Source organism: Rhodococcus koreensis (genome assembly GCF_017068375.1).
Lineage (GTDB): Bacteria > Actinomycetota > Actinomycetes > Mycobacteriales > Mycobacteriaceae > Rhodococcus_F > Rhodococcus_F koreensis.
Genome location: NZ_CP070609.1, coordinates 6,676,208 through 6,696,352 on the forward strand (window position 1 = coordinate 6,676,208; position 20,145 = coordinate 6,696,352).

Genomic DNA, 20,145 nt, shown 5'->3' on the forward strand with positions numbered 1-20,145 from the left:
TCAGGCGCGGGCCGACGACTTGACGATCGAACGCAGTTCCGACAGGCCCTGCGTCAGTCGTTCGAGCTGCTCGGGTTCGAGGTCCGCGAAGTGCGGGGCGAGGGCGCCCGCGATCTCGTTGCGGGCCACGGTCAGCCAGTCGCGTCCGGGATCTGTGATGGACACCCGGACTGCCCGGGCGTCGTCCGGATCGGGCCGGCGGGCCACGTATCCGCGATCGGCGAGCTTCTGCAGCAGGGCGGTCGCGGACGGTTGCGAGCAGCGGTCGATGCGGGCGAACTCGCTGATGCGGAGCTCGCCGTGGTCGTCGAGCAGGGCGAGGGCACGGGTCCACGGCCGGGGATGGTCCTCGGATCCGAAGGAGCTCGCGAGCCTGGTGAATCGGTGAGAATTCGTGACCAGGTCGACGAGCAGACTCTGCAGCCGCGTGTCGTCGTCCATGGAAAACATATTACATAGGCTAACTAACTATGTATACGGGCGCCAGCTGTTCCACCCGTCACGCGACGGTGAACGGCCGGCGCGTGGACCGGGGGTCAGGCCGACCGGCGCGCGACTTCCTCCACTTGACGCCGCAGCGTGGCGTCGGTGTGGCGGATCGCCTGCGCAACGAAGGGCTCGATGATCCTGCCGAGCGCCTTGCCCGCGAGCCCGCCGGGCAGGTCGTAGTGGAAATCGACCGTCAGGCGGGTCTCGGTCTCGGCGACGGCGTCGAACTGCCACCGCGAGTGGGTGTACAGGCCGTCGATCGATTCGAGCTCGATCAGCGAATTGTGTTCCCACCCGGTGACCTTCACGACGGAACCGAGGGTCTTGGGGCCGATCTTCATCGCGGCGTCGTAGACGGCGCCGAGCCCCCGATCCTGTTCGCCGATCGGGTCGAACTTCGTGATCCCGAACATCCAGGACGGGACATGGCGATAGTCGTCGACGTAGTCGAACGCGCCCGCGACCGGTGCGCCGGCGACGGCAGTGTGATGGATCTCGATCATCGTGACTTTCCTGACGGGTGAGGGGAGGGGGACGGCTGTGTCCGGTACGGCCGGACGGCGTAGTTCTCGCGGTCGAACGGGCGAGGCGACGGCGCAGGGACCCGGTGGACCACGGCCACGCGGCGAAGTTCCTGCCGTCGGCGTCGAGGTAGTAGCTGCTGCACCCGCCGTTGTTGAACACGGTCCGCTCCAGGCCCTTCTGCACCGCGTCGTTGAACCGGCGGAACGGCTGATCGCGCACCTCGGGCACCTCGATGCCCTGCCGCTCCGCCTTGATGATCCCGTCGATCACGTAGTCGAGCTAGTCGAGCTCGGGCGGCGGCGATCCCGGACAGTCCGGCCCCGACCACGACGACGCGCAGGTGCCGCTCGTCGCCGCTGCTCTCGGGTGCTGCGGCGTGCTCGGGGGTGGTCGCTGTCATGGTCGCTTCCCTGGGGCGGATACGGAACCTGCGCCGTCAGTCCATTTAACTGAGACGTCGTGTCACAGTAAAAGGAGCGAGGCGCCTTGGCAAGTGATCGCCGGTCATTTGCGTCTTGACTTATATAAGCGAAGGCTGAAATATGATCGGCATGCACGCCTTCGACGTACTCGGCGATCCGGTCCGTCGCCGGATCCTCGAGCTGATCGCGGACGACGAGAAGACGTCCGGTGCGGTCAGCGACGTCATCCGTGCCGAGTTCGGAATCTCGCAACCCGCGGTGTCTCAGCATCTGAAGGTATTGCGGGAGAACGGTTTCGCCACCGTCCGGAGCGACGGTCCGCGAAGGCTGTATGCGGTGCAGACCGAACCGCTCCGCGACATCGACATGTGGCTCGGCCAGTTCCGGCGGTTCTGGACGCCGCGGCTCGACGCACTGTCCACGGAGATCGCGCGCGGGCGACGCGAGCAGCGACTGTCCGGCGAGGACGGCAAAGACCCGAAGCAAGGGAGCGATCGATGATCGATGTGACGGAACAGATCAACGCGGTGCGCCGCTCGGTGGGCAGTCGGACGCTCGAGGCGGGCGAGGCCCGCATCGTGACCATCGGCCGCACCTACGACGCCACCGTGGAGGAGGTGTGGGAGGCCTGCACCGACGCCGTGCGAATCCCGCGGTGGTTCATGCCGGTGACGGGCGACCTGCGGCTGCACGGTCGCTACCAGCTCGAAGGGAACGCCGGCGGCGAGATCCTCACGTGTGATCCGCCGAACGGATTCACCGCGACCTGGGAGTACGGCGGCGACGTCAGCTGGATCGACGTGTCCGTCACCGCGGACCCGGGCGGGGGCACCCGCTTCGAGCTTCGGCACACGGCGCACGTCGACGACAAGTTCTGGGACGACTACGGGCCCGGGGCGACCGGTGTCGGGTGGGAACTCGGGGTACTGGGCCTGTTCCTGTACCTGGGGTCTGGGGAGTCGATGGACCCGAAGGAGAGCGAGGCCTGGTCGGCTAGCGACGAGGGCAAGGAGTTCGTCACGGCGAGCAGCGCGAAGTGGCGGGACGCGAGCATCGCGTTCGGGACTCCGGAAGTCGCGGCGACCGCGGCGGGCGATCGCACGACCGCGTTCTACACGGGAGTCGAGTCCGAGGCGGGCTGAACCGGGTCCTGGAAGAATGGCGTGCGTGACCGAGCGCAAACCTCCCGGGGTGAGCTTCGAGAGCTGGATCGACAAGCAGATCCGGCTCGCTCAGGAGCGCGGCGACTTCGATGATCTCCCCGGCGCGGGCAAGCCGATTCCGGCGGGCGATGTCGACGACGAACTGTGGTGGGTGAAGAACTACCTCCGGCGCGAGAATCTGCCCACCGACTCGTTGCTCCCCACGCCGCTGCAGTTGCGCAAGGAGATCGAGCGGTTGCCCGACACGATCCGGGGAATGCCGTCCGAGCAGGCGGTGCGGGACGTGGTGGCGCAGCTCAACCTGCAGATCGTCGAGTGGTTGCGGGCGCCGTCCGGCCCGCGGATCCCGGTGAGCCCGGTCGACGCGGACGAGGTCGTCGCGACGTGGCGGCAGCAGAAGCAGTACGTGCGGAAGCCGCAAACGGCAGCGCACCCGCAATCGCAACCGGAACCGGCACCGGACCCGCCCCGAGCCGGTAGACGGTGGTGGCGGCGGGGACGGTGACCGGTCATCCCGTGCGGAAATCGCCCGATTCCATCACCCGGGACACGAGCAGTCCGGCGACCAGTCCCCAGAAGGCCGCCCCGATGTTGAGGAACTGCACGTTCGAGACGGTCACCAGAAACGTCACGAGCGCGCCCAGCGTGTATCGGGAGCCGAACGCGGCGACGAACGACCCCTGCAGAGCCCGGAGCATCGCCAGGCCGCCGAGCGTCGCGACGAACGCGGCCGGGGTGGCCAGCATCAGCTGTACGAACAGCGGCGCGAACAGGCCGACGACCACGGCGAGCAGTCCGCAGACGACGGCCGCCGTGTACTGCCGGGTGCGCTGCCCCGACGCCACCAGCAGGGCGTTGGTCGGCCCCGTCAGGCACGTCGACACGGCTCCGACGGCGGAGGTGGCGAGGGACCAGACCCCGCACAGGACGGTGCCGACGTTCATCGGCGGCTGGTGTCCGGCGGATGTCAGCACGGCCGCACCCTGACCGTTCTGCACGACGATGACCGTGATCGCCAGCGGGACGACCAGTTCGGCGATCGCCTGCCAGGTGAACTGCGGAGCCTGGAACATCGGCGCCGCAATCCACGGTGTGCCCGTGCCGGTGGGCTGGAAGCGGCCCGTGACCGCGACCGCGGCCGCCCCGACGAGCAGTGCGCCGAGAATCGGGGGCATCCACCGGCCGAGCGCGGCGCGGGACGCGAGGAGGACGAAGGCGACGACCATCGGAACGGCCACGGCCGCATCGGTTCCCACGGCGTGAACGAGGTCGGTGCCGAACTTCAGGAAGACGCCGGCGACCATGGCCATGACGATCGGCATCGGGAGCATCGCCATGACCTGGCGCACCCGTCCGGTCAGGCCGAGGGCGAGGATCAGGAGCCCGGTCACGAGGAACGCTCCGAGCACCTCCGGCCACGACAGGTGGGTGAGTGAGCCGCCGACGATGATCGTGCCGGGGATCGTCCAGAAGAACGCGAGCGGCTGACGGTACAGCCAGCTGGCGAGGACGGTGAAAATGCCGTTGAGGAAGAAGACGCCGAAGATCCACGACGCCATCTGGCCGGGTGACAGTCCGCCCGCGGAACCGGCGGCCAGGATCACGGCCACGGGACCGGTCGCGGAGAAGATCAGCCCGATCAGCCCGTTGGCGGCGTAGGTGCCGCCGAGGTCGCGGAGCAGGCGGCGGGGGCCGGCGGGCGGCCACGGCGGTCGTTCGAAGCGAGGGGGACGCGTCTGCGCGCCTTCGCTGCGGGTCGGTTCCTCGGTGGTCGTCATGAGGCCTTCCTGCTCGGGAGATGCTCACGTGTACGCAAAGCGGACAGAACTTTCGCTGTGCGTACAGATAGTGTGGTCCGGATCATAACCGCCCACGTCCCGGGGTTCCGGGCCGGGCCGTCGAACCCTGGGTGGAGTGCATTCCATCCCTGGGGGCAGCGACACCCGGCCGCCGCCACGACAGACTCGTAGGCGTCGACCCGACACCATCCGCACCGACCGATCATGCGAAGAAGGGCCACATGGTGGAACGCAGCCGAAATCCCCGAGAGCGAAGGGCCGTGTACGCGCGGCGCACCACGATGGCATTGGAGGGCGAACCACGATCAGCTGTCGAGCGGACATCGACGTTCCTGGCCTACGGCCTGCTGGCGTTGTTCGGCGGGCTCGGCGTCTTCGGAACGATCTGCTCCGTCGATGCCATTCCGGACGGCGCACGCATCGCCGTCGTCCAGCCGGCGCCGACGCAGTCGCATCCGCTCGACCTGCCGCAACCGGCGCCGGACGGTCCCGAGGAACCCGCCCACACCGGCGTCTGAGTCAGGACGCGACGTCGTCGCGCAGTGCCGCGAGTTCGAGCAGGCGCGGCAGCATGTCCGGCGATGCGATCGAGGGCAGCAGCAGGCCCCACATGTCGGCCAGCCGTTCGTACAGGTCGGCACGCCCGGTCAGCGCCTCGGACACCAACTGCATACCCGTGAACGAACTGACCAGGAAACGGGCCAGCGCCGCGGGATCGACGGTCGCGCGCAGTTCCCCGGCCTCCCTTGCCTTGCCCGCGAGTGCGACGAGGGTGTCGGTCCAGTCGATGTAGGGATCGGTGGCCGGGCCGCGGGACGTCCCGAGTTCGAGGGTCAGGCGCACACCCGCCCGCACGATCGGCTCGGTCAGCAGCTGGCGCGCCATCTCCTTGGCGCACAACAGGATCGCCTCCGTCGGTGATTGCGCCGTCGCGAGCACGCGCTGCGCCGCCAGCATCGCCATCGCGTGCTGCTCCTTGATCACCGCCCAGGCCAGCGCCTCCTTGGACTCGAAGTGAAAGTACAAGGCGCCCTTCGTCACGTCGGCATAGGAGAGGATGCCGCTCAGGCTCGCGCCGCCGTACCCGAGCTTCTCGAAGCTCAGTGCCGCACCCTCTAATACTTGATGACGGGTGGCCGCCGCGCGCGCCTGTTTTGCCATCACCTGTGCCTCACAATCGCGGATTCTCCGTGGCATCCACTCTCCAGTCAACCACTGTTCGGACCGGTAACCTCGGCACATCCGAAAGCGTGGGAGGAAGACGTGAAGTCGAAGAACAACTGGGGTGTCGAGCACGCGGTATTCGCCGGTGCGACGCTGGCCACCGTGGTCGGAGCCGTCACCGGGCGGGAACGGTTGCAGCGCGTGGCGAAACCACTGATCGCGCCCGCGCTCGCCGCCCGGGTGCTGCGGCGGCGCGCGGACACCGACCCCGCCGACGTCGCGCTCCTCCTCGCCGGTCTCACCGCCGCGACCATGGGGGACGTCTTCATGATCGACCCCGACGACGACGCCCGTCTCGTGCGCGGCGCGTCCGCGTTCGCCGTCATGCAGGTCGGCTACTCCGCGCTGCTGCTGCGCCGCGGCGCCCGGCCCACCGTGCCCGCGTTGCTGCCCCGGCTCGCGGGGTGGGCAGGCGCGGCGGCGCTTCTCCGCGGGCGGGCGAAGGAGGTCGCCGCACCGCTGACCGCGTACGGTGCGCTGCTCGGCACCACGTCGACCCTCTCGGCCGACCCGTCCCTCGCGCCCGGCGCCGACGTGTTCGCGAATGTGGCCGTGCCGGGAACCGACCGGCGCAGCTGGCTCGGCGTGGGCGGGATGCTGTTCACCGCCTCCGACGGCCTGATCGTGGTGCGGCGCTTGTTCATCCGGGGAGAACGGGGGAGGGCCGCGGCCGAAGGGGCGATCCTCGCCAGCTATGCGGCGGCCCAGCTGCTGCTCGTCGAGGGGATGCTCGCGCTCGGGCGTCGCCGGATCACGGGCAGAGCATGATGTGGTCCCGGTCCTCCGGGTCCACCAGGATGGTGATCGTCTCGCCGGGCACGAAGCGTGTCGCGTTCTCCCGCCGCACCTCGTACACCACCCGTCCGGCGTAACTCTCCGATCCCGGCACGGTCAGCCGGAGGTCCAGTTCGGTGAGCTCTCCGTCGTCCGGGGTGCGGCGAAGCGGGGTGACGTGCTCGATGCGGGCCCAGCCCTCGAGTCCGTGCCGTTCGAGTTTGCGGTCGGCGCGGCTGGGCCGCCCGGCCGCCATCATCCCGAATCCCAGCGCCGAGCCGAAGGCCGCGACCAATCCCATGATCTGGTACGGGATGGTGGCCGGCGGGGTGTGCTGGATCAACCATCCCAGCCAGACGGCGAGGACGATGACGTAGCCGACCGTGACGAAGCAGACCGTCCGCACGATGCGCTGATGATTCATCGAATGCCTCCACCTCCAGATTAACCCGTCCCGGCCTCGCCGAAGCGGCCCCGCCGCCGCACTGCCGTTAGAGTGCAGTGTCGGCAGCAGGTAAGTATGTGTGGAGGTGGCCGTATGGCGTGGCGTCGGGTGTCGTTGGTGTGTCTGAGCATTGGCTCGGCCATGATGCTCGCAGGGTGTGGTGGGTCCTCGGACGCGGTGGCTCCGCCGACGTCCACGACGACGGCCGCGGCCCCTGTGACCACCACCACGACGACGGTTCCGCCGACCACCACGACCACGACCGTCGCGCCGCCGCCGCCGACGACGACGGAAGCGCCGACCACGACGCTCGTCGACGTCCCGTACGAGCACAACGAGTCGTACTTCTTCACGTCCCCGGACGGCGGGTTCCAGTGCGGCATCATCAAGCTGCCGAACCGCACCGAGGCCGGCTGCCAGGGGTCGACGAGCCCGGTGCCGCCGCGCCCGGACGACTGCATGGTCGACTGGGGTCACGGCATCCGCGTCGAGGACGACGGCGAGGCGTCGTTCATGTGCGCGGGCGGCCTCGTCTACACCTCGGGCGGCGACGAACCGGACGCGGCACTGCCCGCCGGGTCGAAACTGACGAAGCTCGGCTACACCTGCGGCACCACCGCCACGGCCGTCACGTGCACCAACGACGAGACGTCGCACGGATTCACCGTCGCCCCCGATTCGAACAAGACGTTCTGACGTCGTGAGCGGAGTCGAGACGGGCCTGGTGGAGGTCGAGGCCGAGGTCGCCGAGACGGGTCCCACCGAATGGGGAGAGAACCCGAACGGCGTCGGCCCGTGGACCGAGGAGCACGACACCCCGGCCCCTACCGACCTGCGGTACGACCCCGAACTGCTGGCCGGTGGCGATCGCCGCAACGTGGTCGACGCCTACCGGTACTGGACGCGGGAAGCGATCGTCGCGGACATCGACAGCCGTCGCCACCCGCTCCACGTGGCCATCGAGAACTTCGGGCACGACGCGAACATCGGGACGGTGGTGCGCACCGCCAACGCGTTCGCCGCCGCGGCGGTCCACATCGTGGGACGCCGACGCTGGAACCGGCGCGGCGCCATGGTCACCGACCGGTACCAGCACGTCCTCCACCACCCGGACGTCGACGGCCTCGTCGACTTCGCACGTGAGAGAGGTCTCACCATCGTGGCCGTCGACAACACGCCCGGGTCGGTGCCGCTCGAGACGGCGAGCCTGCCCCGCGACTGTGTGCTCCTGTTCGGGCAGGAGGGGCCGGGAGTCACCGACCAGGCGAAAGAGGTTGCGGCGATGACGGTGTCGATCGCGCAGTTCGGTTCCACCCGCAGCATCAACGCGGGTGTCGCCGCAGGAATCGCCATGCATGCGTGGGTTCGTCAGCACGCCGACCTCGGTCGTGCGTGGTAGCGGAACCCCCGGCGAATAGGCAAGATCAACTCTTATGCAGGACTCGTGGTCGGCGCGCGCGGACGCCGCTGAAGAAGCGGTGGTGAGCAGGCACCTTCGCCGGCTGTGGGCGCTCCCGGGCACCACCCTGGGCGTCGTCGCCTGGCCGGCGGTGCGGCGCGAGCGGCTGTTCCTCAGCTGGCACTACTGGTGGCAGGCCCATCTGCTCGACTGCGCCGTCGACGCGCTCGAACGCGACCCCACGCCGCGTCGTCGTCGTCGCATCGTGAAACTGGCGCGCAGCCACCGTCTGCGGAACATCTCGGGCTGGACCAACAACTATTACGACGACATGGCCTGGTTGGGGATCGCCCTCGAGCGTGCCCAGCGAATGCACTTCATAGACAACAGAAGTGCGGTGCAGGCGCTCGAATCCCAGTTGTTCGACGCCTGGGCGCCCGAGGCCGGAGGCGGCATCCCGTGGCGGAAGGGCTCGAATTTCTACAACGCGCCCGCCAACGGACCGGCCGGGATCATGCTGGCCCGCACCGGAAAGCTGTGGCGCGCCCAGGCCACCGCCGACTGGATCGACGACACGCTGCGGGACGTGCACACCAACCTGATCGCCGACGGCATCCACCCCGGCGGCGAGATCGAAAAGAACATCTACTCCTACTGTCAGGGCGTCGTGCTCGGACTCGAAACCGAACTTGCCGTGCGCCTCGGTTCGCCCCGGCACCGCAACCGGACCCACCGGCTGGTCGACGCCATCGACGAACACCTCGCACCCCACGGCGTCATCGACGGCGGCGGTGGGGGAGACGGCGGCCTGTTCAACGGGATCCTCGCACGGTATCTGGCGCTGACCGCGGTGATGCTGCCGTGGGAGTCGCCCGCCGACATCCGGGCCCGGGAGATCGCCGCCCAGCTCGTGCTGACCTCCGCGGAATCGGCGTGGGAGAACCGGCTGCAGATCGAGGGGCAGCCGCTGTTCGGCCACGATTGGACCCGGCAGGCGCAGCTGCCGGGGATGGGCAGGGGAATCGCCACGTTCACGGGGGGCACCGTGCGCTCGTCCGGGATCCCGGAACGCGACATGTCCGTGCAGCTCGGTGGCTGGATGCTGATGGAGGCCGCGCACATGGTGTCCGCGGCGGGGTATCCGCGACGCTAGGCGACGGTTCGAATCACGCGAAAATTAACCGTATCGCCCCGGATTCGGCGCTGTTAGACAGTTCGTTATGTCAGATCAACAGCGGCAGCTGAGTCTCAACGCGTTCATCTACCCGGCCGGGCACCACGAGTCGGCGTGGCGGCACCCGCTCACGACGCCCGAGCGGCTGTACGACGTCTCCTACTTCCAGGAGATCGCGCAGACAGCGGAAGCCGCGAAGCTGGACGCGATCTTCTTCGCAGACGGCCCCGCCCTGCGCAGCGACGTCGAGCACGGTGCCGCCGGGGCACTCGAGCCCATCACGCTGCTGACGGCCATCGCGACGGCCACCGAACGGATCGGGCTGATCGCGACCGCGTCCACGACGTACTTCGAGCCCTACAACCTCGCACGGCTGTTCGCGTCCCTCGATCACATCTCCCGAGGCCGGGCCGGCTGGAACATCGTGACCACCGGAACCGAGGTGGCGGCGGCCAACTTCGGACTGCCCAGCCATCCGGACCACGCCGACCGCTACGCGCGGGCGCGGGAATTCGTCGACGCGACCGTCAAGCTGTGGGACAGCTGGGAGGACGACGCCATCCTGATCGACAAGGCCGCAGGCATCTACGCGGACCCGTCGAAGATCCACGAGATCAACTACGTCGGACGCCACCTGCGGGTGCGGGGACCGTTCAACGCGCCGCGCTCGCCGCAGGGACACCCGGTGCTGGTGCAGGCGGGTGCGTCCAACGAGGGCCGCGCGTTCGCGGGACAGTACGCCGAGGCCATTTTCACCGCGCACCAGCGGTTGTCGGACGGGCAGGCGTTCTACGCCGACGTCAAGCAGCGCGCGGTGCAGTTCGGCCGCAACCCGGAGCACGTGAAGATCCTTCCCGGCATCAGCCCGTTCCTCGGCGACACCGAGGCCGAGGCGCGGGACCTGGAGCGGGAGTTCAACGAACTGACCTCGCCCGAGTACGGGATCGCCCAACTCGAGGCTCTCACCGGCTCGAGCGTGCGGCACCTCGATCTCGACGCCCCCGTGCCTGCCGGACTGTTCGGGGACGCCGGCGACGTCACGGACAACAAGCAGAGCCGTCTGCAGGTGATCGCCGGCATCGTCGAGCGGGAGAACCCGACGCTGCGCGGACTGCTGCACCGTCTCGCAGGTGCGCGCGGGCACCGGGTCGTCGTCGGGACGCCGGTGCAGGTCGCCGACACCATCGAGGAATGGTTCACGCAGGGCGCGGCGGACGGGTTCAATGTCATGCCGCCGTACTACCCGGGCGGCCTCGAGGTGTTCGCGCAGAAGGTGGTCCCGATCCTGCAGGAGCGTGGACTGTTCCGCACCGAGTACTCGGGCACCACGCTGCGCGACCACTTCGGGTTGCCGCGCCCCGAGAGCCAGTACGCGGACGCGTCGGGCACCGTCGCGCTGTAGTCGCACGAGCCGAGGTTCAGCCTCGGCTCGGTCGCCGCCCTCGACACGATGGTGACAGTCGTGGATGCGTCGACGTTCCTCGGCGAATTGGCCAGGGGTGAGCGTCTCGACGACCGGAACCTCGACGCCGGGGACGGCGACGAGCGCAGCATCCCCGACCTCCTCGTCGATCAGGTGGAATTCGCCGACGTCATCCTGCTGAACAAGACCGATCTGGTGAGCGAGAGTGCCGCCGGCGTCGAAGCTGCTCTGCGCAGACTCAACCCCGCCGCGACACTGCTGCGCACCACGCGCGGCGTCGTCGATCCCGGCGAGGTACTCGGCACGGGTCTGTACGACCCGGAGGCGTCGGCCGAGCTGCCCGGCTGGGCGGAGGAACTGGCCGCGGGGCACACCCCGGAAACCGAGGAATACGGCATCCGCAGCGTCACCTACCGGGCGTCGCGGCCGTTCCACCCGGGCACGGCTCGAGCAGGCGCTGGGACGGTTCACCGGCCTGCTCCGCAGCAAGGGCTTCTGCTGGATCGCGAGCCGCCCCGGCCTCGCCGCCGTCTGGTCGCAGGCCGGCCCGAATCTCGTGATCGAACCCGCCCAGCTGTGGGCGTCCACGGACGAACGTCCGGGGCAGGAGATCGTGTTCATCGGCGTCCGCCTCGATCCCGACGGACCGCGGCGGATCCTCGACCCGGCGCTGCTCACCGACGACGAGCTGGCGTCAGGACCGGCGGCGTGGGTGCGGTTCGACGACCCGCTGCCCGCGTGGGAGCCGGTGCATCGGCACTAGTCCAGTACTTCTTCGACGGCCACATCTTCGGGTGGCCGCGCCATCTCCTGCCGGTAGTGCCACACCCCGAGGGCCGTGCCGATCACCAGCAGTGTGACCATCCCGGCGAGCACCGCCGGCATCAGCCACGACACCCGGTCGAGGAACGAGCCGAAGTAGAAGCCGATGAGCAGCAGTACGGGCGCCCAGAAGATGGCGCCGATAGTACTGGCGATCGTGTATTTGGTGTGGTTCATCTTGGCCGCACCGGCGACCAGCGGGCACAGGGTGCGGATCCACGGAATCCAGCGCGCGACGAGAACTGCCCAGAAGCCGTGCTTCTCCAGCAGGACATTCACCTTGTGGAGGTTGGCGTAGTTGAGATATTTCCCGCCCTTGCGGGCGTGGATGCGGTTGCCGGTGCGGTGACCGATGACGTACCCCACCTGATTTCCGCAGATGGCGGCGATCATCGCCCCGACCGACAGCGCCCACACGTGGCCGGAGCCCGACGCGTGGTTGGACAGCACGATTCCGGCGGTGATCAGCATCGAGTCGCCGGGCAGGAACAGACCCAGGATCACCGCGCACTCGATGAACACGAACGCGAGGACGACGACCCAGACCAGCGCTGGGCCGGCCGAGACGAGAGGCCCGAAGCTGCCTGCTGCCGTGGTGACCATCGTCAGTGCGCTACCCCGATCGGTGTCAGGAAGTCGGATCGGTGGGAGTGGTGACCGGTTGCGGATCCTCGGTCGCGGAGTTCGTGCCCTGGCGGGACTTCACGATGCGCTTGCCCACCTCGACGATGATCGGCAGCACGGACACGAAGACGATCAGCAGGAAGATGACGTCGACGTTGTCGCGGATGAACTCGATCTGCCCGAGCAGGTAGCCGAGCAGCGTGACGCCGGCGCCCCACAGGATGCCGCCCACGATGTTGTACGTCAGGAACAGGGGGTACTTCATCCGCGACGCACCCGCGACGACCGGCGCGAACGTGCGCACGATCGGAACGAACCGGGCCAGGATGATGGTGATGGGGCCGTGCTTCTCGAAGAAGGCGTGCGACTCGTCGATGTACTTCTTCTTGAAGAACCGCGCGTCGTCGCTCTTGAACAGGGCGGTCCCGCCCTTGCTGCCGATGAAGAAGCCGACCTGGTCGCCGAGGATCGCGGCGATCGGGATCAGAACCAGCAGCGCCCAGAGGGGAGCGAACGGTTCGATCTCCGTCGACTTCGACGCCGCGATGAGTCCCGCGGTGAAGAGGAGCGAGTCGCCGGGGAGCAGGGGGAACAGCAAACCCGACTCGATGAAGACGACCAGGAGGAGTCCGACGAGCACCCACGTGCCGAAGGAGTTGAGGAGGTTCACCGGGTCGAGGAATCCCGGCAACAACGCGAGGTTGGTCACGGAATCCGATGCTGCCTGCACAATCACGGCCCTCAGCGTACCGGCGGAATCCCCGACTGTCGGAATAGTGCAGGTCATGGAGTTTCGGCCGGGCCGCGGACCCGCCGAAACGGGGTGCCGTGACAGCCACCGGGAGACGTACGCTACCGGTATTGCCATACTGCTAGGACCACATCGCGCGCTGCGCTGATCGCGCGCGCCGAAATCGACTCTTTATGGAGGACTGCCGCCGTGCCAATCGCGACTCCCGAGGTCTACGCCGAGATGCTTGGTCGGGCCAAGGAGCACTCCTTTGCCTTCCCCGCCATCAACTGCACTTCTTCCGAAACCATCAACGCCGCCATCAAAGGCTTCGCGGACGCCGGCAGTGACGGCATCATCCAGTTCTCGACCGGTGGCGCCGAGTTCGGTTCGGGCCTGGGCGTCAAGGACATGGTGACCGGCGCGGTCGCACTCGCCGAGTTCGCTCACGTGATCGCCGCGAAGTACGACGTCACGATCGCCCTGCACACCGACCACTGCCCCAAGGACAAGCTCGACACGTTCGTCCGCCCGCTGCTCGAGATCTCGCGCCAGCGCGTCGAGGCCGGCCGCAACCCGCTGTTCCAGTCCCACATGTGGGACGGTTCGGCCGTTCCGATCGACGAGAACCTGGAGATCGCCCAGGAGCTCCTCGCGAAGGCGAAGGCAGCCAACATCATCCTCGAGGTCGAGATCGGCGTCGTCGGTGGTGAAGAGGACGGCGTGGAAGCGGAGATCAACGACAAGCTCTACACGTCGCCCGAGGACTTCGAGAAGACCGTCGACGCGCTCGGCACCGGCGAGAACGGCAAGTACCTGCTGGCCGCCACGTTCGGCAACGTGCACGGCGTCTACAAGCCGGGCAACGTGAAGCTGCGTCCCGAGGTGCTCGAGACCGGCCAGAAGGTCGCCGCCGCGAAGCTCGGCCTGTCCGACGGCTCGCAGCCGTTCGACTTCGTCTTCCACGGCGGATCGGGCTCGCTGAAGTCGGAGATCGAGGCCGCGCTGAACTACGGCGTCGTCAAGATGAACGTCGACACCGACACCCAGTACGCGTTCACCCGTCCGCTCGTGGGCCACATGTTCAGCAACTACGACGGCGTGCTGAAGGTCGACGGCGAGGTCGGCAACAAGAAGGTCTACGACCCCCGCAGCTACCTGAAGAAGGCGGAGGCCGGCATGACGGCCCGCGTCATCGAGGCCTGCAACGACCTCAAGTCCGCAGGACGTTCCGTCTCCGGATAGGCCCTTCGGGCTCGTGCGCCTTTCTGGTAGCTGTAGCTACCGGAAAGGCGCACAGTCGTTTACCTGGGGTCGCAGATCTTCCAGGTACCGTCGACCTTCTCGAGGTTGAACGTGCGCCACGACTGCTCGCCCGGGTTGGCGGCCGTGTGGGCCTTCACCTGGGCGATGGCCGTGTCACCGGTGATCTGCACCGCGTCGACGCCGCCGACCACCGGAATGTTCTGCTGCGTCACGGCGACCTGGTGGACCTCGGCGAAATCCTGATCGGAAATGCCCTGGTAGTACTCGGCGAGGCTGCCGCAGGTGCTGGTGCGCAGCGTCGCCAGGTCGCCCTGGGTGAGAGCCGCGACGAACGTGTCGATCGTTCCCTGCACCTGAGCTTCGGGTGAATTCTCGGCCTGGTTGTTGTTGTAGACCACGATCCCGGCGACCGCGATGGCGGCAACGACGATGACGCCGGCGGCGATCGCGGCGAACAGCCACGCCTTCCCGTGCTTCTTCGCAGGCTTCTCGGCCGCGGCGACGCGTTGCGGCGCGCTCTGCTGCGGCGGCAGCACTCGCTGCGGAGCGGCCTTCGGCGGTGCGGGCGCCGGGCGCGGGGGAGCGGGCGGCGGGGGGACGGGCCGCCCGTTCTGCGGCTGCTGAGGCCGGTTCGCCTGAGACGCCGGCCGGGGTGGCGGCGGTGTCGACGGGACGGCGGGCCTGGTCACCGGGATCGCGACCGTCTCGTCGCCGGACGGCGTCTTCGCCTGGCCCCGCTGATTCTGCGCCTTCGGGTTCTGAGTGTTCGGGGTGCGGTGCATCTGCACCGTCGCGGCCTCGGGTGCGGCCCGTCCACCCGTCTGCGTGGGGATCGCGGTGGTGGCCGCCTCGGACGCCTTCTCCTGCGGCTTCGCTGCGGAAGCCGCGGCGCCCTGAGGTGCCTCCGCCCGCGGGCGGGGCGCCGGGGGCTTGGGCAGTTCGGACTGCGGCTCGGCGGGCTTCTCCGCCGGCTGCTCGGGTGCCTTCTTCTGCGGGGGCTTCGGCTCGGGCGACTTCGGCGCGGTGGGCTCGGCGTCCGTAGTAGGCGCTGCCTCGGGCGAGGACTTTGCCTTCGGCACGGGCTGCGCGGACTTCGCAGGTTTCGCGGTCGCGTCCGCGGCCTTGCCAACGTTGGCCGCAGCCGGGCCGGACGGTGTGTCCGTGGCCGGCTTCTGAGTCGGATCGTCTTTCTTCGGGTCCTGCACGCGCTGCCCCTCGGTCTGCAGAGAAATGAACGTTGGAGGCAGCCTAACGACATCGCGAGTCATCGGAGACCACGACAGGGCGCGTCGCGGACGTGGGCCGACGCAGTGACGGCGCCGCGGCGGGGGCACAATAGGCGCATGACGTCTTTCGGTGACCTTCTCGGACCACAGCCCACCCTGCTTCCCGGGGACGACGAGGCCGAGTCGGCCCTGTTGAACCACGAGGATCCGGCTTCCGTCGCAGCCGCCCATCCCACCGCATCCATTGCATGGGCCTACCTGGCCGAGGCTGCCCTCGACGCCGACCAGACCATCACGGCCTACGCGTATGCGCGTACCGGGTACCACCGTGGCCTGGACCAGTTGCGTCGCAACGGCTGGAAGGGTTTCGGCCCGGTTCCCTACAGCCACGAGGCCAACCGCGGTTTCCTCCGCTGCGTCGCCGTCCTGGCGAAGGCGGCGAAGGCGATCGGCGAAACGGACGAGTACGCGCGGTGCCTCGATCTGCTCGAGGACTGCGATCCCCGAGCCGCCGAAGCGCTTGGCGTCGGTTAACGCCCTCAGCACGGCGAAAGTCCGTGGCCGGGACGGGCTGAGGACTTCGGCCCAGCGGCTGCGGGTGTCGGCACTTCCCATCCTGCAGTGCGCGATCGCGGCCGGCGCGGCCTGGTGGGTGGCGACGGTAGTGATCGGCCACCCGACGCCGTTCTTCGCGCCGATCGCCGCGGTGGTGTCGCTGGGACTCTCTCTCGGCGCCCGCCTGCGCCGTTCCGTCGAATTGGTGGCCGGTGTCACGATCGGGATCGGGGTCGGCGACCTCATCGTCTCCGTCATCGGGAGCGGCGCCTGGCAGATCACGCTCGTCGTGGTGCTGGCGATGTCGGCGGCGGTGTTGCTGAACAGCGGTCCGATCTTCTCGATGCAGGCGGGCAACTCCGCGGTGCTCGTGGCGACGCTGCTTCCGCCCGGCGGCGCTGCGGGTATAAACCGGATGGTGGACGCACTGACCGGTGGTCTGGTGGGGATCGCCGTCGTCGCGCTGATTCCCACGCATCCCGTGGGGCGGGCGCGGAAGTACGCCGCGAACGTTCTCGGGACGGCATCCGAGGTGATGCAGTTGGTGGCCGACGGTTTGGTGGCCAACGACGACAAGCCCATCGAGGAGGCGCTGCAGAAGGCGCGGGCAACGCAGGCGTCCATCGACACGCTGCGCACCCACCTCGCGGGCGGCCGCGAGATCAGCCGGATCTCGCCGCTGTACTGGAACACCCGCGGCCGGCTCGAACGACTCACCGCGGCCGCGGACCCACTCGACAATGCGTTGCGCAACATCCGGGTTCTCGCGCGGCGGTCGCTCACGCTGGTGCGGGACGACGAGATCCTCAATCCCCGGCTCGTCGACCAGGTGGAGAAACTCGCCCACGCGTTGGAAACCCTCCGGCAGATGGCGCTCGCGGACCCCGGCCAGCAACCCGACCAGGCCGAGGCGGCGCGGGTGCTGCGGTCGGTGGCGTCCGGATTGAAACCGGAACTGGTGGAGAACGCGGGCCTGTCGGCCACGGTCGTCTTCGCGCAGATCCGGTCGTTGACCGTCGACCTTCTGCAGGTCGCAGGGCTGAAACGCATCTCGGCCATCGCGACGCTGCCGCCGACCGTGGAGAAACCGGCGTATCGTCCCGAGCTCTGACCGCCCGAGCACGCTGTTGAACATATGCGCATGTACGCATATGATCGGCACAACTCGGGAGGAGGCTCACCCATGGGAGTCGGTCACGGCCATTCGCACGGCAACACGCAAGGCGGCGGTGAGGTAGGCCCGTCACGAGGGCGGATACGCCGCATGGTGATTGCACTCGTCATCCTCCTCGCGTTCCTGGTGCTCGAAGTGGTCGTGGGTCTGACCGTGAACTCGCTGGCGCTGCTCGCCGACGCCGGGCACATGCTGACCGACGTCGTCGGAATGTCGATGGGGCTCGTCGCACTTCTTCTGGCACGCAAGGGAAGTACCACCGCCGCCCGGACCTTCGGCTGGCACCGCGCCGAAGTGCTCACGGCCATGGCCAACGCCGCGATGCTGCTCGCCGTCGCGATCTGGGTGTTCTACGAGGCCATCTCCCGCATCGGCGACGTCCCCGAACTTCCCGGCATGGCGCTGATCCTCACCGCATCCGTCGGTCTCGCCGCGAACCTCGTGGTGATGCTCATGCTGCGCGCCGATTCCAAGGACAGCCTGGCCGTCCGCGGCGCCTACCTCGAAGTGCTCGCGGACGCCGTCGGCAGTGTCGGCGTGCTCATCGCCGGCGCCGTTGTGCTGGTGTTCGACTGGACCTACGCCGACATCATCGTCGGCGTCCTCATCTCACTGTGGGTGGTGCCGCGGGCCATGAAACTGGCCGCCGCGTCGCTGCGCATCCTCACCCAGGCCTCACCCGAGGACGTCGACGTCGAATCGGTGCAGGCCGACCTCGAGGCGCTACCCGGGGTGACCGGCGTGCACGACCTGCACGTGTGGACGCTCACCACGGGAATGGACGTGGCCACCGTCCACCTCACCACCGACGCCGACTCGTCCGCTGTCCTCGAAGCGGCGCGGACCGTCCTCGAGAGCCACCACCTCTCGCATGCGACCGTGCAGGTCGAGTCCACCGCCAACGGACGCCACTGCGCAGAGAACGTCACCTGGTAGGGGCCCTGTCTGTTTCGTCCGGTATCGCGGCGGGCAACCGTTGTGGGACGACTTACGGTAGGGAACACCATGCCCACTCTCGCAGCGTTCGCACGACCCGTCGCCGTTGCCGCACTCGGTGCGGCCGCCCTCTTCGCAGCACCCGCCGCCGCCTCGGCCGCGCCGTTCATGCCCGACCCGCTGGCGAACTGTAAGCCCGCCGCGACGCTCGGTGTCGACAAGGAAGGCAATAAGGTCGAGTGGGAATTCAAGGGGCCGGAGAAAGCCACGACCGACGCCCAGGTGACCTACCTCAACTTCGGCGGCCAGGCGCCGACGATCGGCACGTCCGGGCCGTTGACGAACGGTAAGGGTGTCGAGAAGGATCTGCCCGGCTTCACCGCCCACCTGATTCCCGGCGGCAGCTATGACGCCGATGGTGCGGGTACGGCGTCGCAGCCCTGCACGCTCGGCTTCGGGTTCGCCGTCACGCAGTGACCGTCACTTGGTGAACCGGGTGACGCCGGCACCCGGCCGCCACCAGATCGACGTACAGGTGCTCGCCGTCGACGGTGGTGTGCACGACCTCGTCGAGGTCGAGTTCGAAGACGTCCGCCTCGGGGATCTCGTCGGGGTAGCGGTCGACGATCTGCTGTTTCCGTTCCCCGCGGATCTCCCGGGCGCGGCCGCTGATCTTGGCGTCGCCGCCCTCCATCGTGTGGTGACCGGGGTTGCTGTGGAGGGAGTACCGCGGATCGCGTTGCAGGTCCTGCACTTTGCGGGCGCCGACCATCGAACCGAGCAGCAACGCCCCGTCGTGGAACTCGACCTCGGTGCCGCTCACCCGCGGAGAGCCGTCCTTGCGGAGCGTGGCCAGCACGTGGTGTTTGTGCGCCTCGAAGCGCGTGGCGACGGCCTTGGCGAGGTCGGGTGCTTCTGTCTCGAACTGTGCCCAGTTGGTCATGTGGACCAGTGTGCGCCCCAATCCCTGACATCTACTGTCAGGGATTTTCTCTAGACTCGGAGGATGCGTTCGAGTCGGCTCGTCGAGGTGATGCTCCGTCTGGAGGGCAGTCGCGGGGCCACCGCGCAACAACTCGCGGACGAACTGGGCGTGTCGGTTCGCACCGTGTATCGCGACGTCACGGCGTTGTCGGCGGCGGGGGTTCCGGTGTGGACGGAGAGCGGACCCGGGGGCGGGATCCGGTTGCTGGACGGCTGGCAGTCGAAACTCGGCGGCATGACGGGGGAGGAGACGTCCGCGTTGATGTTGCTCGGGGTCCCGTCGATCGCCGAGGATCTCGGTCTTCGCGACGTCACCGCCGCGGCGCAGTCGAAGCTGTTGGGGGCGTTGCCGGTCCCGTTTCGCGCCGGGGCGCAGCTGTGGCGGGACCGGCTCTACGTTGACGCCCCCGGCTGGTTCGACGGACCACGTGACAACGGCGATCTCCCAGTCGTCGCGTCCGCGGTGCTCGAGGGGCGGCGTCTGGGCATTCGTTACCGCAAGGGGAACCGTGTGGCGGCAAGAACACTCGACCCCCTGGGTGTGGTGGCGAAGGCCGGCGTCTGGTATCTCGTCGCACAGCATCGGGGACGGACGTTGTCGTACCGCGTGTCGCGGATCCGTGATGCGACCGTGCTGGGGCAGCCGGCGGTGCGGCCCGACAATTTCGATCTGGGTGCGTGGTGGACGGCCTCGGTGGCCGAATTCGACCGTGCTCTCCTGCGATTCCGGTGCAGGGTACGGCTCTCGCCCACGGCGTGGCGCCGGCTGCCCCGGGTGGTCGGGGTCGAGGCCGCTCGGGTCGAACCCGGCCCGCCCGACGGCGACGGCTGGGTCACCGTCGACCTGCTGCTCGAGGCCGAGGATGTGGCCCTCGACCAGCTGACCGTTCTCGGCGGGGGAGTCGAAGTGCTCCAGCCGCACTCGCTGAGGGAATCGCTGCGTGCGGTGGGAGAGGCGATCACCCGCCGGAACGGTTGAGCCGGCCGTTCG

Annotated in this window: 23 protein-coding genes and 2 pseudogenes; 16 read left to right on the plus strand and 9 right to left on the minus strand. The window is 68.5% G+C overall.

The window, feature by feature from the left end:
• Complete coding sequence (locus JWS14_RS30240; RefSeq protein ID WP_072937382.1) at positions 1-441, minus strand: MarR family winged helix-turn-helix transcriptional regulator; 441 nt, start codon at positions 439-441, stop codon at positions 1-3.
• Between the two features lie 95 nt (positions 442-536).
• Positions 537-992 (minus strand): SRPBCC family protein, encoded by a 456-nt coding sequence (locus JWS14_RS30245; protein ID WP_206015036.1) that lies wholly within the window; start codon positions 990-992, stop codon positions 537-539.
• Between the two features lie 573 nt (positions 993-1,565).
• On the opposite strand from JWS14_RS30245, the gene JWS14_RS30250 reads away from it, so the two are divergent.
• The 3 genes from JWS14_RS30250 to JWS14_RS30260 are packed head-to-tail and all read left to right on the plus strand — an operon-like array spanning position 1,566 to position 3,104.
• Positions 1,566-1,937 (plus strand): ArsR/SmtB family transcription factor, encoded by a 372-nt coding sequence (locus JWS14_RS30250; RefSeq protein WP_206016230.1) that lies wholly within the window; start codon positions 1,566-1,568, stop codon positions 1,935-1,937.
• A complete protein-coding gene (locus JWS14_RS30255; RefSeq protein ID WP_206015037.1) occupies positions 1,934-2,578 on the plus strand; it encodes an SRPBCC family protein in 645 nt (214 codons plus the stop codon). The genes JWS14_RS30250 and JWS14_RS30255 overlap by 4 nt, the downstream gene beginning before the upstream one ends.
• A 16-nt stretch (positions 2,579-2,594) precedes the next feature.
• Positions 2,595-3,104 carry a DnaJ family domain-containing protein gene (locus JWS14_RS30260; protein WP_095861283.1) on the plus strand — a complete coding sequence of 170 codons (510 nt, stop codon included), beginning with the start codon at positions 2,595-2,597 and terminating at the stop codon, positions 3,102-3,104.
• A 4-nt stretch (positions 3,105-3,108) separates the two neighbouring features.
• Here JWS14_RS30260 and JWS14_RS30265 read toward each other — a convergent pair whose 3' ends face one another.
• Positions 3,109-4,377, minus strand: coding sequence for a benzoate/H(+) symporter BenE family transporter (locus JWS14_RS30265; protein WP_206015038.1), 1,269 nt, complete (start codon positions 4,375-4,377; stop codon positions 3,109-3,111).
• Between the two features lie 242 nt (positions 4,378-4,619).
• Here JWS14_RS30265 and JWS14_RS30270 point away from each other — a divergent pair, with 242 nt between their 5' ends.
• Positions 4,620-4,916, plus strand: a complete 297-nt coding sequence (locus JWS14_RS30270; RefSeq protein ID WP_072937377.1) for a hypothetical protein — start codon at positions 4,620-4,622, stop codon at positions 4,914-4,916.
• A gap of 1 nt (position 4,917) precedes the next feature.
• Here JWS14_RS30270 and JWS14_RS30275 read toward each other — a convergent pair whose 3' ends face one another.
• Positions 4,918-5,559 carry a ScbR family autoregulator-binding transcription factor gene (locus tag JWS14_RS30275; RefSeq protein WP_072937376.1) on the minus strand — a complete coding sequence of 214 codons (642 nt, stop codon included), beginning with the start codon at positions 5,557-5,559 and terminating at the stop codon, positions 4,918-4,920.
• A 102-nt stretch (positions 5,560-5,661) separates the two neighbouring features.
• On the opposite strand from JWS14_RS30275, the gene JWS14_RS30280 reads away from it, so the two are divergent.
• A complete protein-coding gene (locus JWS14_RS30280; protein ID WP_206015039.1) occupies positions 5,662-6,390 on the plus strand; it encodes a lysoplasmalogenase family protein in 729 nt (242 codons plus the stop codon).
• Here JWS14_RS30280 and JWS14_RS30285 read toward each other — a convergent pair.
• Positions 6,374-6,820: a DUF3592 domain-containing protein gene (locus JWS14_RS30285; RefSeq protein WP_072937374.1), complete on the minus strand. Its 447-nt coding sequence runs from the start codon at positions 6,818-6,820 to the stop codon at positions 6,374-6,376. The genes JWS14_RS30280 and JWS14_RS30285 overlap by 17 nt on opposite strands.
• Before the next feature lie 114 nt (positions 6,821-6,934).
• On the opposite strand from JWS14_RS30285, the gene JWS14_RS30290 reads away from it, so the two are divergent.
• The 5 genes and pseudogenes from JWS14_RS30290 to JWS14_RS30310 form a co-directional block, all read left to right on the plus strand.
• Entirely contained in the window at positions 6,935-7,537 is a 603-nt protein-coding gene (locus JWS14_RS30290) for a hypothetical protein (RefSeq protein ID WP_072937373.1), read from the plus strand.
• A gap of 4 nt (positions 7,538-7,541) precedes the next feature.
• A complete protein-coding gene (locus JWS14_RS30295; protein ID WP_206015040.1) occupies positions 7,542-8,240 on the plus strand; it encodes a TrmH family RNA methyltransferase in 699 nt (232 codons plus the stop codon).
• A 34-nt stretch (positions 8,241-8,274) separates the two neighbouring features.
• On the plus strand, positions 8,275-9,393 hold the full coding sequence (locus tag JWS14_RS30300; protein WP_206015041.1) for a glycoside hydrolase family 76 protein: 1,119 nt from the start codon (positions 8,275-8,277) through the stop codon (positions 9,391-9,393).
• 67 nt (positions 9,394-9,460) lie between these two features.
• Positions 9,461-10,816: an LLM class flavin-dependent oxidoreductase gene (locus JWS14_RS30305; protein WP_206015042.1), complete on the plus strand. Its 1,356-nt coding sequence runs from the start codon at positions 9,461-9,463 to the stop codon at positions 10,814-10,816.
• A gap of 18 nt (positions 10,817-10,834) precedes the next feature.
• Positions 10,835-11,600: pseudogene (locus JWS14_RS30310) on the plus strand (GTP-binding protein); the annotation flags it as partial.
• On the opposite strand, the gene JWS14_RS30315 reads toward JWS14_RS30310, so the two are convergent.
• The gene (locus JWS14_RS30315; RefSeq protein WP_072937369.1) at positions 11,597-12,262 is read right to left on the minus strand and encodes a DedA family protein; all 666 of its coding nucleotides are present in this window, start codon (positions 12,260-12,262) and stop codon (positions 11,597-11,599) included. The pseudogene JWS14_RS30310 and the gene JWS14_RS30315 sit on opposite strands and share 4 nt — an antisense overlap.
• A gap of 25 nt (positions 12,263-12,287) precedes the next feature.
• Complete coding sequence (locus JWS14_RS30320; protein ID WP_275957896.1) at positions 12,288-13,019, minus strand: VTT domain-containing protein; 732 nt, start codon at positions 13,017-13,019, stop codon at positions 12,288-12,290.
• Between the two features lie 204 nt (positions 13,020-13,223).
• On the opposite strand from JWS14_RS30320, the gene fbaA reads away from it, so the two are divergent.
• Positions 13,224-14,258 (plus strand): class II fructose-bisphosphate aldolase, encoded by a 1,035-nt coding sequence (gene fbaA, locus JWS14_RS30325; protein WP_072937367.1) that lies wholly within the window; start codon positions 13,224-13,226, stop codon positions 14,256-14,258.
• Between the two features lie 59 nt (positions 14,259-14,317).
• Here the strand turns inward: fbaA and JWS14_RS30330 are convergent, their stop codons facing one another.
• The gene (locus JWS14_RS30330; RefSeq protein ID WP_206015043.1) at positions 14,318-15,484 is read right to left on the minus strand and encodes an Rv0361 family membrane protein; all 1,167 of its coding nucleotides are present in this window, start codon (positions 15,482-15,484) and stop codon (positions 14,318-14,320) included.
• 138 nt (positions 15,485-15,622) lie between these two features.
• Here JWS14_RS30330 and JWS14_RS30335 point away from each other — a divergent pair, with 138 nt between their 5' ends.
• The 4 genes from JWS14_RS30335 to JWS14_RS30350 all read left to right on the plus strand — a co-directional run bounded on the left by JWS14_RS30335 (position 15,623) and on the right by JWS14_RS30350 (position 18,647).
• Positions 15,623-16,039 (plus strand): DUF3151 domain-containing protein, encoded by a 417-nt coding sequence (locus tag JWS14_RS30335; protein ID WP_072937365.1) that lies wholly within the window; start codon positions 15,623-15,625, stop codon positions 16,037-16,039.
• 64 nt (positions 16,040-16,103) lie between these two features.
• Positions 16,104-17,171 (plus strand): FUSC family protein, encoded by a 1,068-nt coding sequence (locus JWS14_RS30340; RefSeq protein ID WP_083395590.1) that lies wholly within the window; start codon positions 16,104-16,106, stop codon positions 17,169-17,171.
• A 72-nt stretch (positions 17,172-17,243) separates the two neighbouring features.
• Positions 17,244-18,170, plus strand: a complete 927-nt coding sequence (locus JWS14_RS30345; RefSeq protein ID WP_095861276.1) for a cation diffusion facilitator family transporter — start codon at positions 17,244-17,246, stop codon at positions 18,168-18,170.
• A gap of 69 nt (positions 18,171-18,239) precedes the next feature.
• Positions 18,240-18,647, plus strand: coding sequence for a hypothetical protein (locus JWS14_RS30350; protein ID WP_095861275.1), 408 nt, complete (start codon positions 18,240-18,242; stop codon positions 18,645-18,647).
• Positions 18,648-18,650: 3 nt separating this feature from the next.
• On the opposite strand, the pseudogene JWS14_RS30355 reads toward JWS14_RS30350, so the two are convergent.
• Positions 18,651-19,113 (minus strand): annotated as a pseudogene (locus tag JWS14_RS30355) (pyridoxamine 5'-phosphate oxidase family protein).
• A gap of 63 nt (positions 19,114-19,176) precedes the next feature.
• Here JWS14_RS30355 and JWS14_RS30360 point away from each other — a divergent pair.
• The gene (locus tag JWS14_RS30360) at positions 19,177-20,133 is read left to right on the plus strand and encodes a helix-turn-helix transcriptional regulator (RefSeq protein WP_095861274.1); all 957 of its coding nucleotides are present in this window, start codon (positions 19,177-19,179) and stop codon (positions 20,131-20,133) included.
• Positions 20,134-20,145 lie beyond the last annotated feature (12 nt).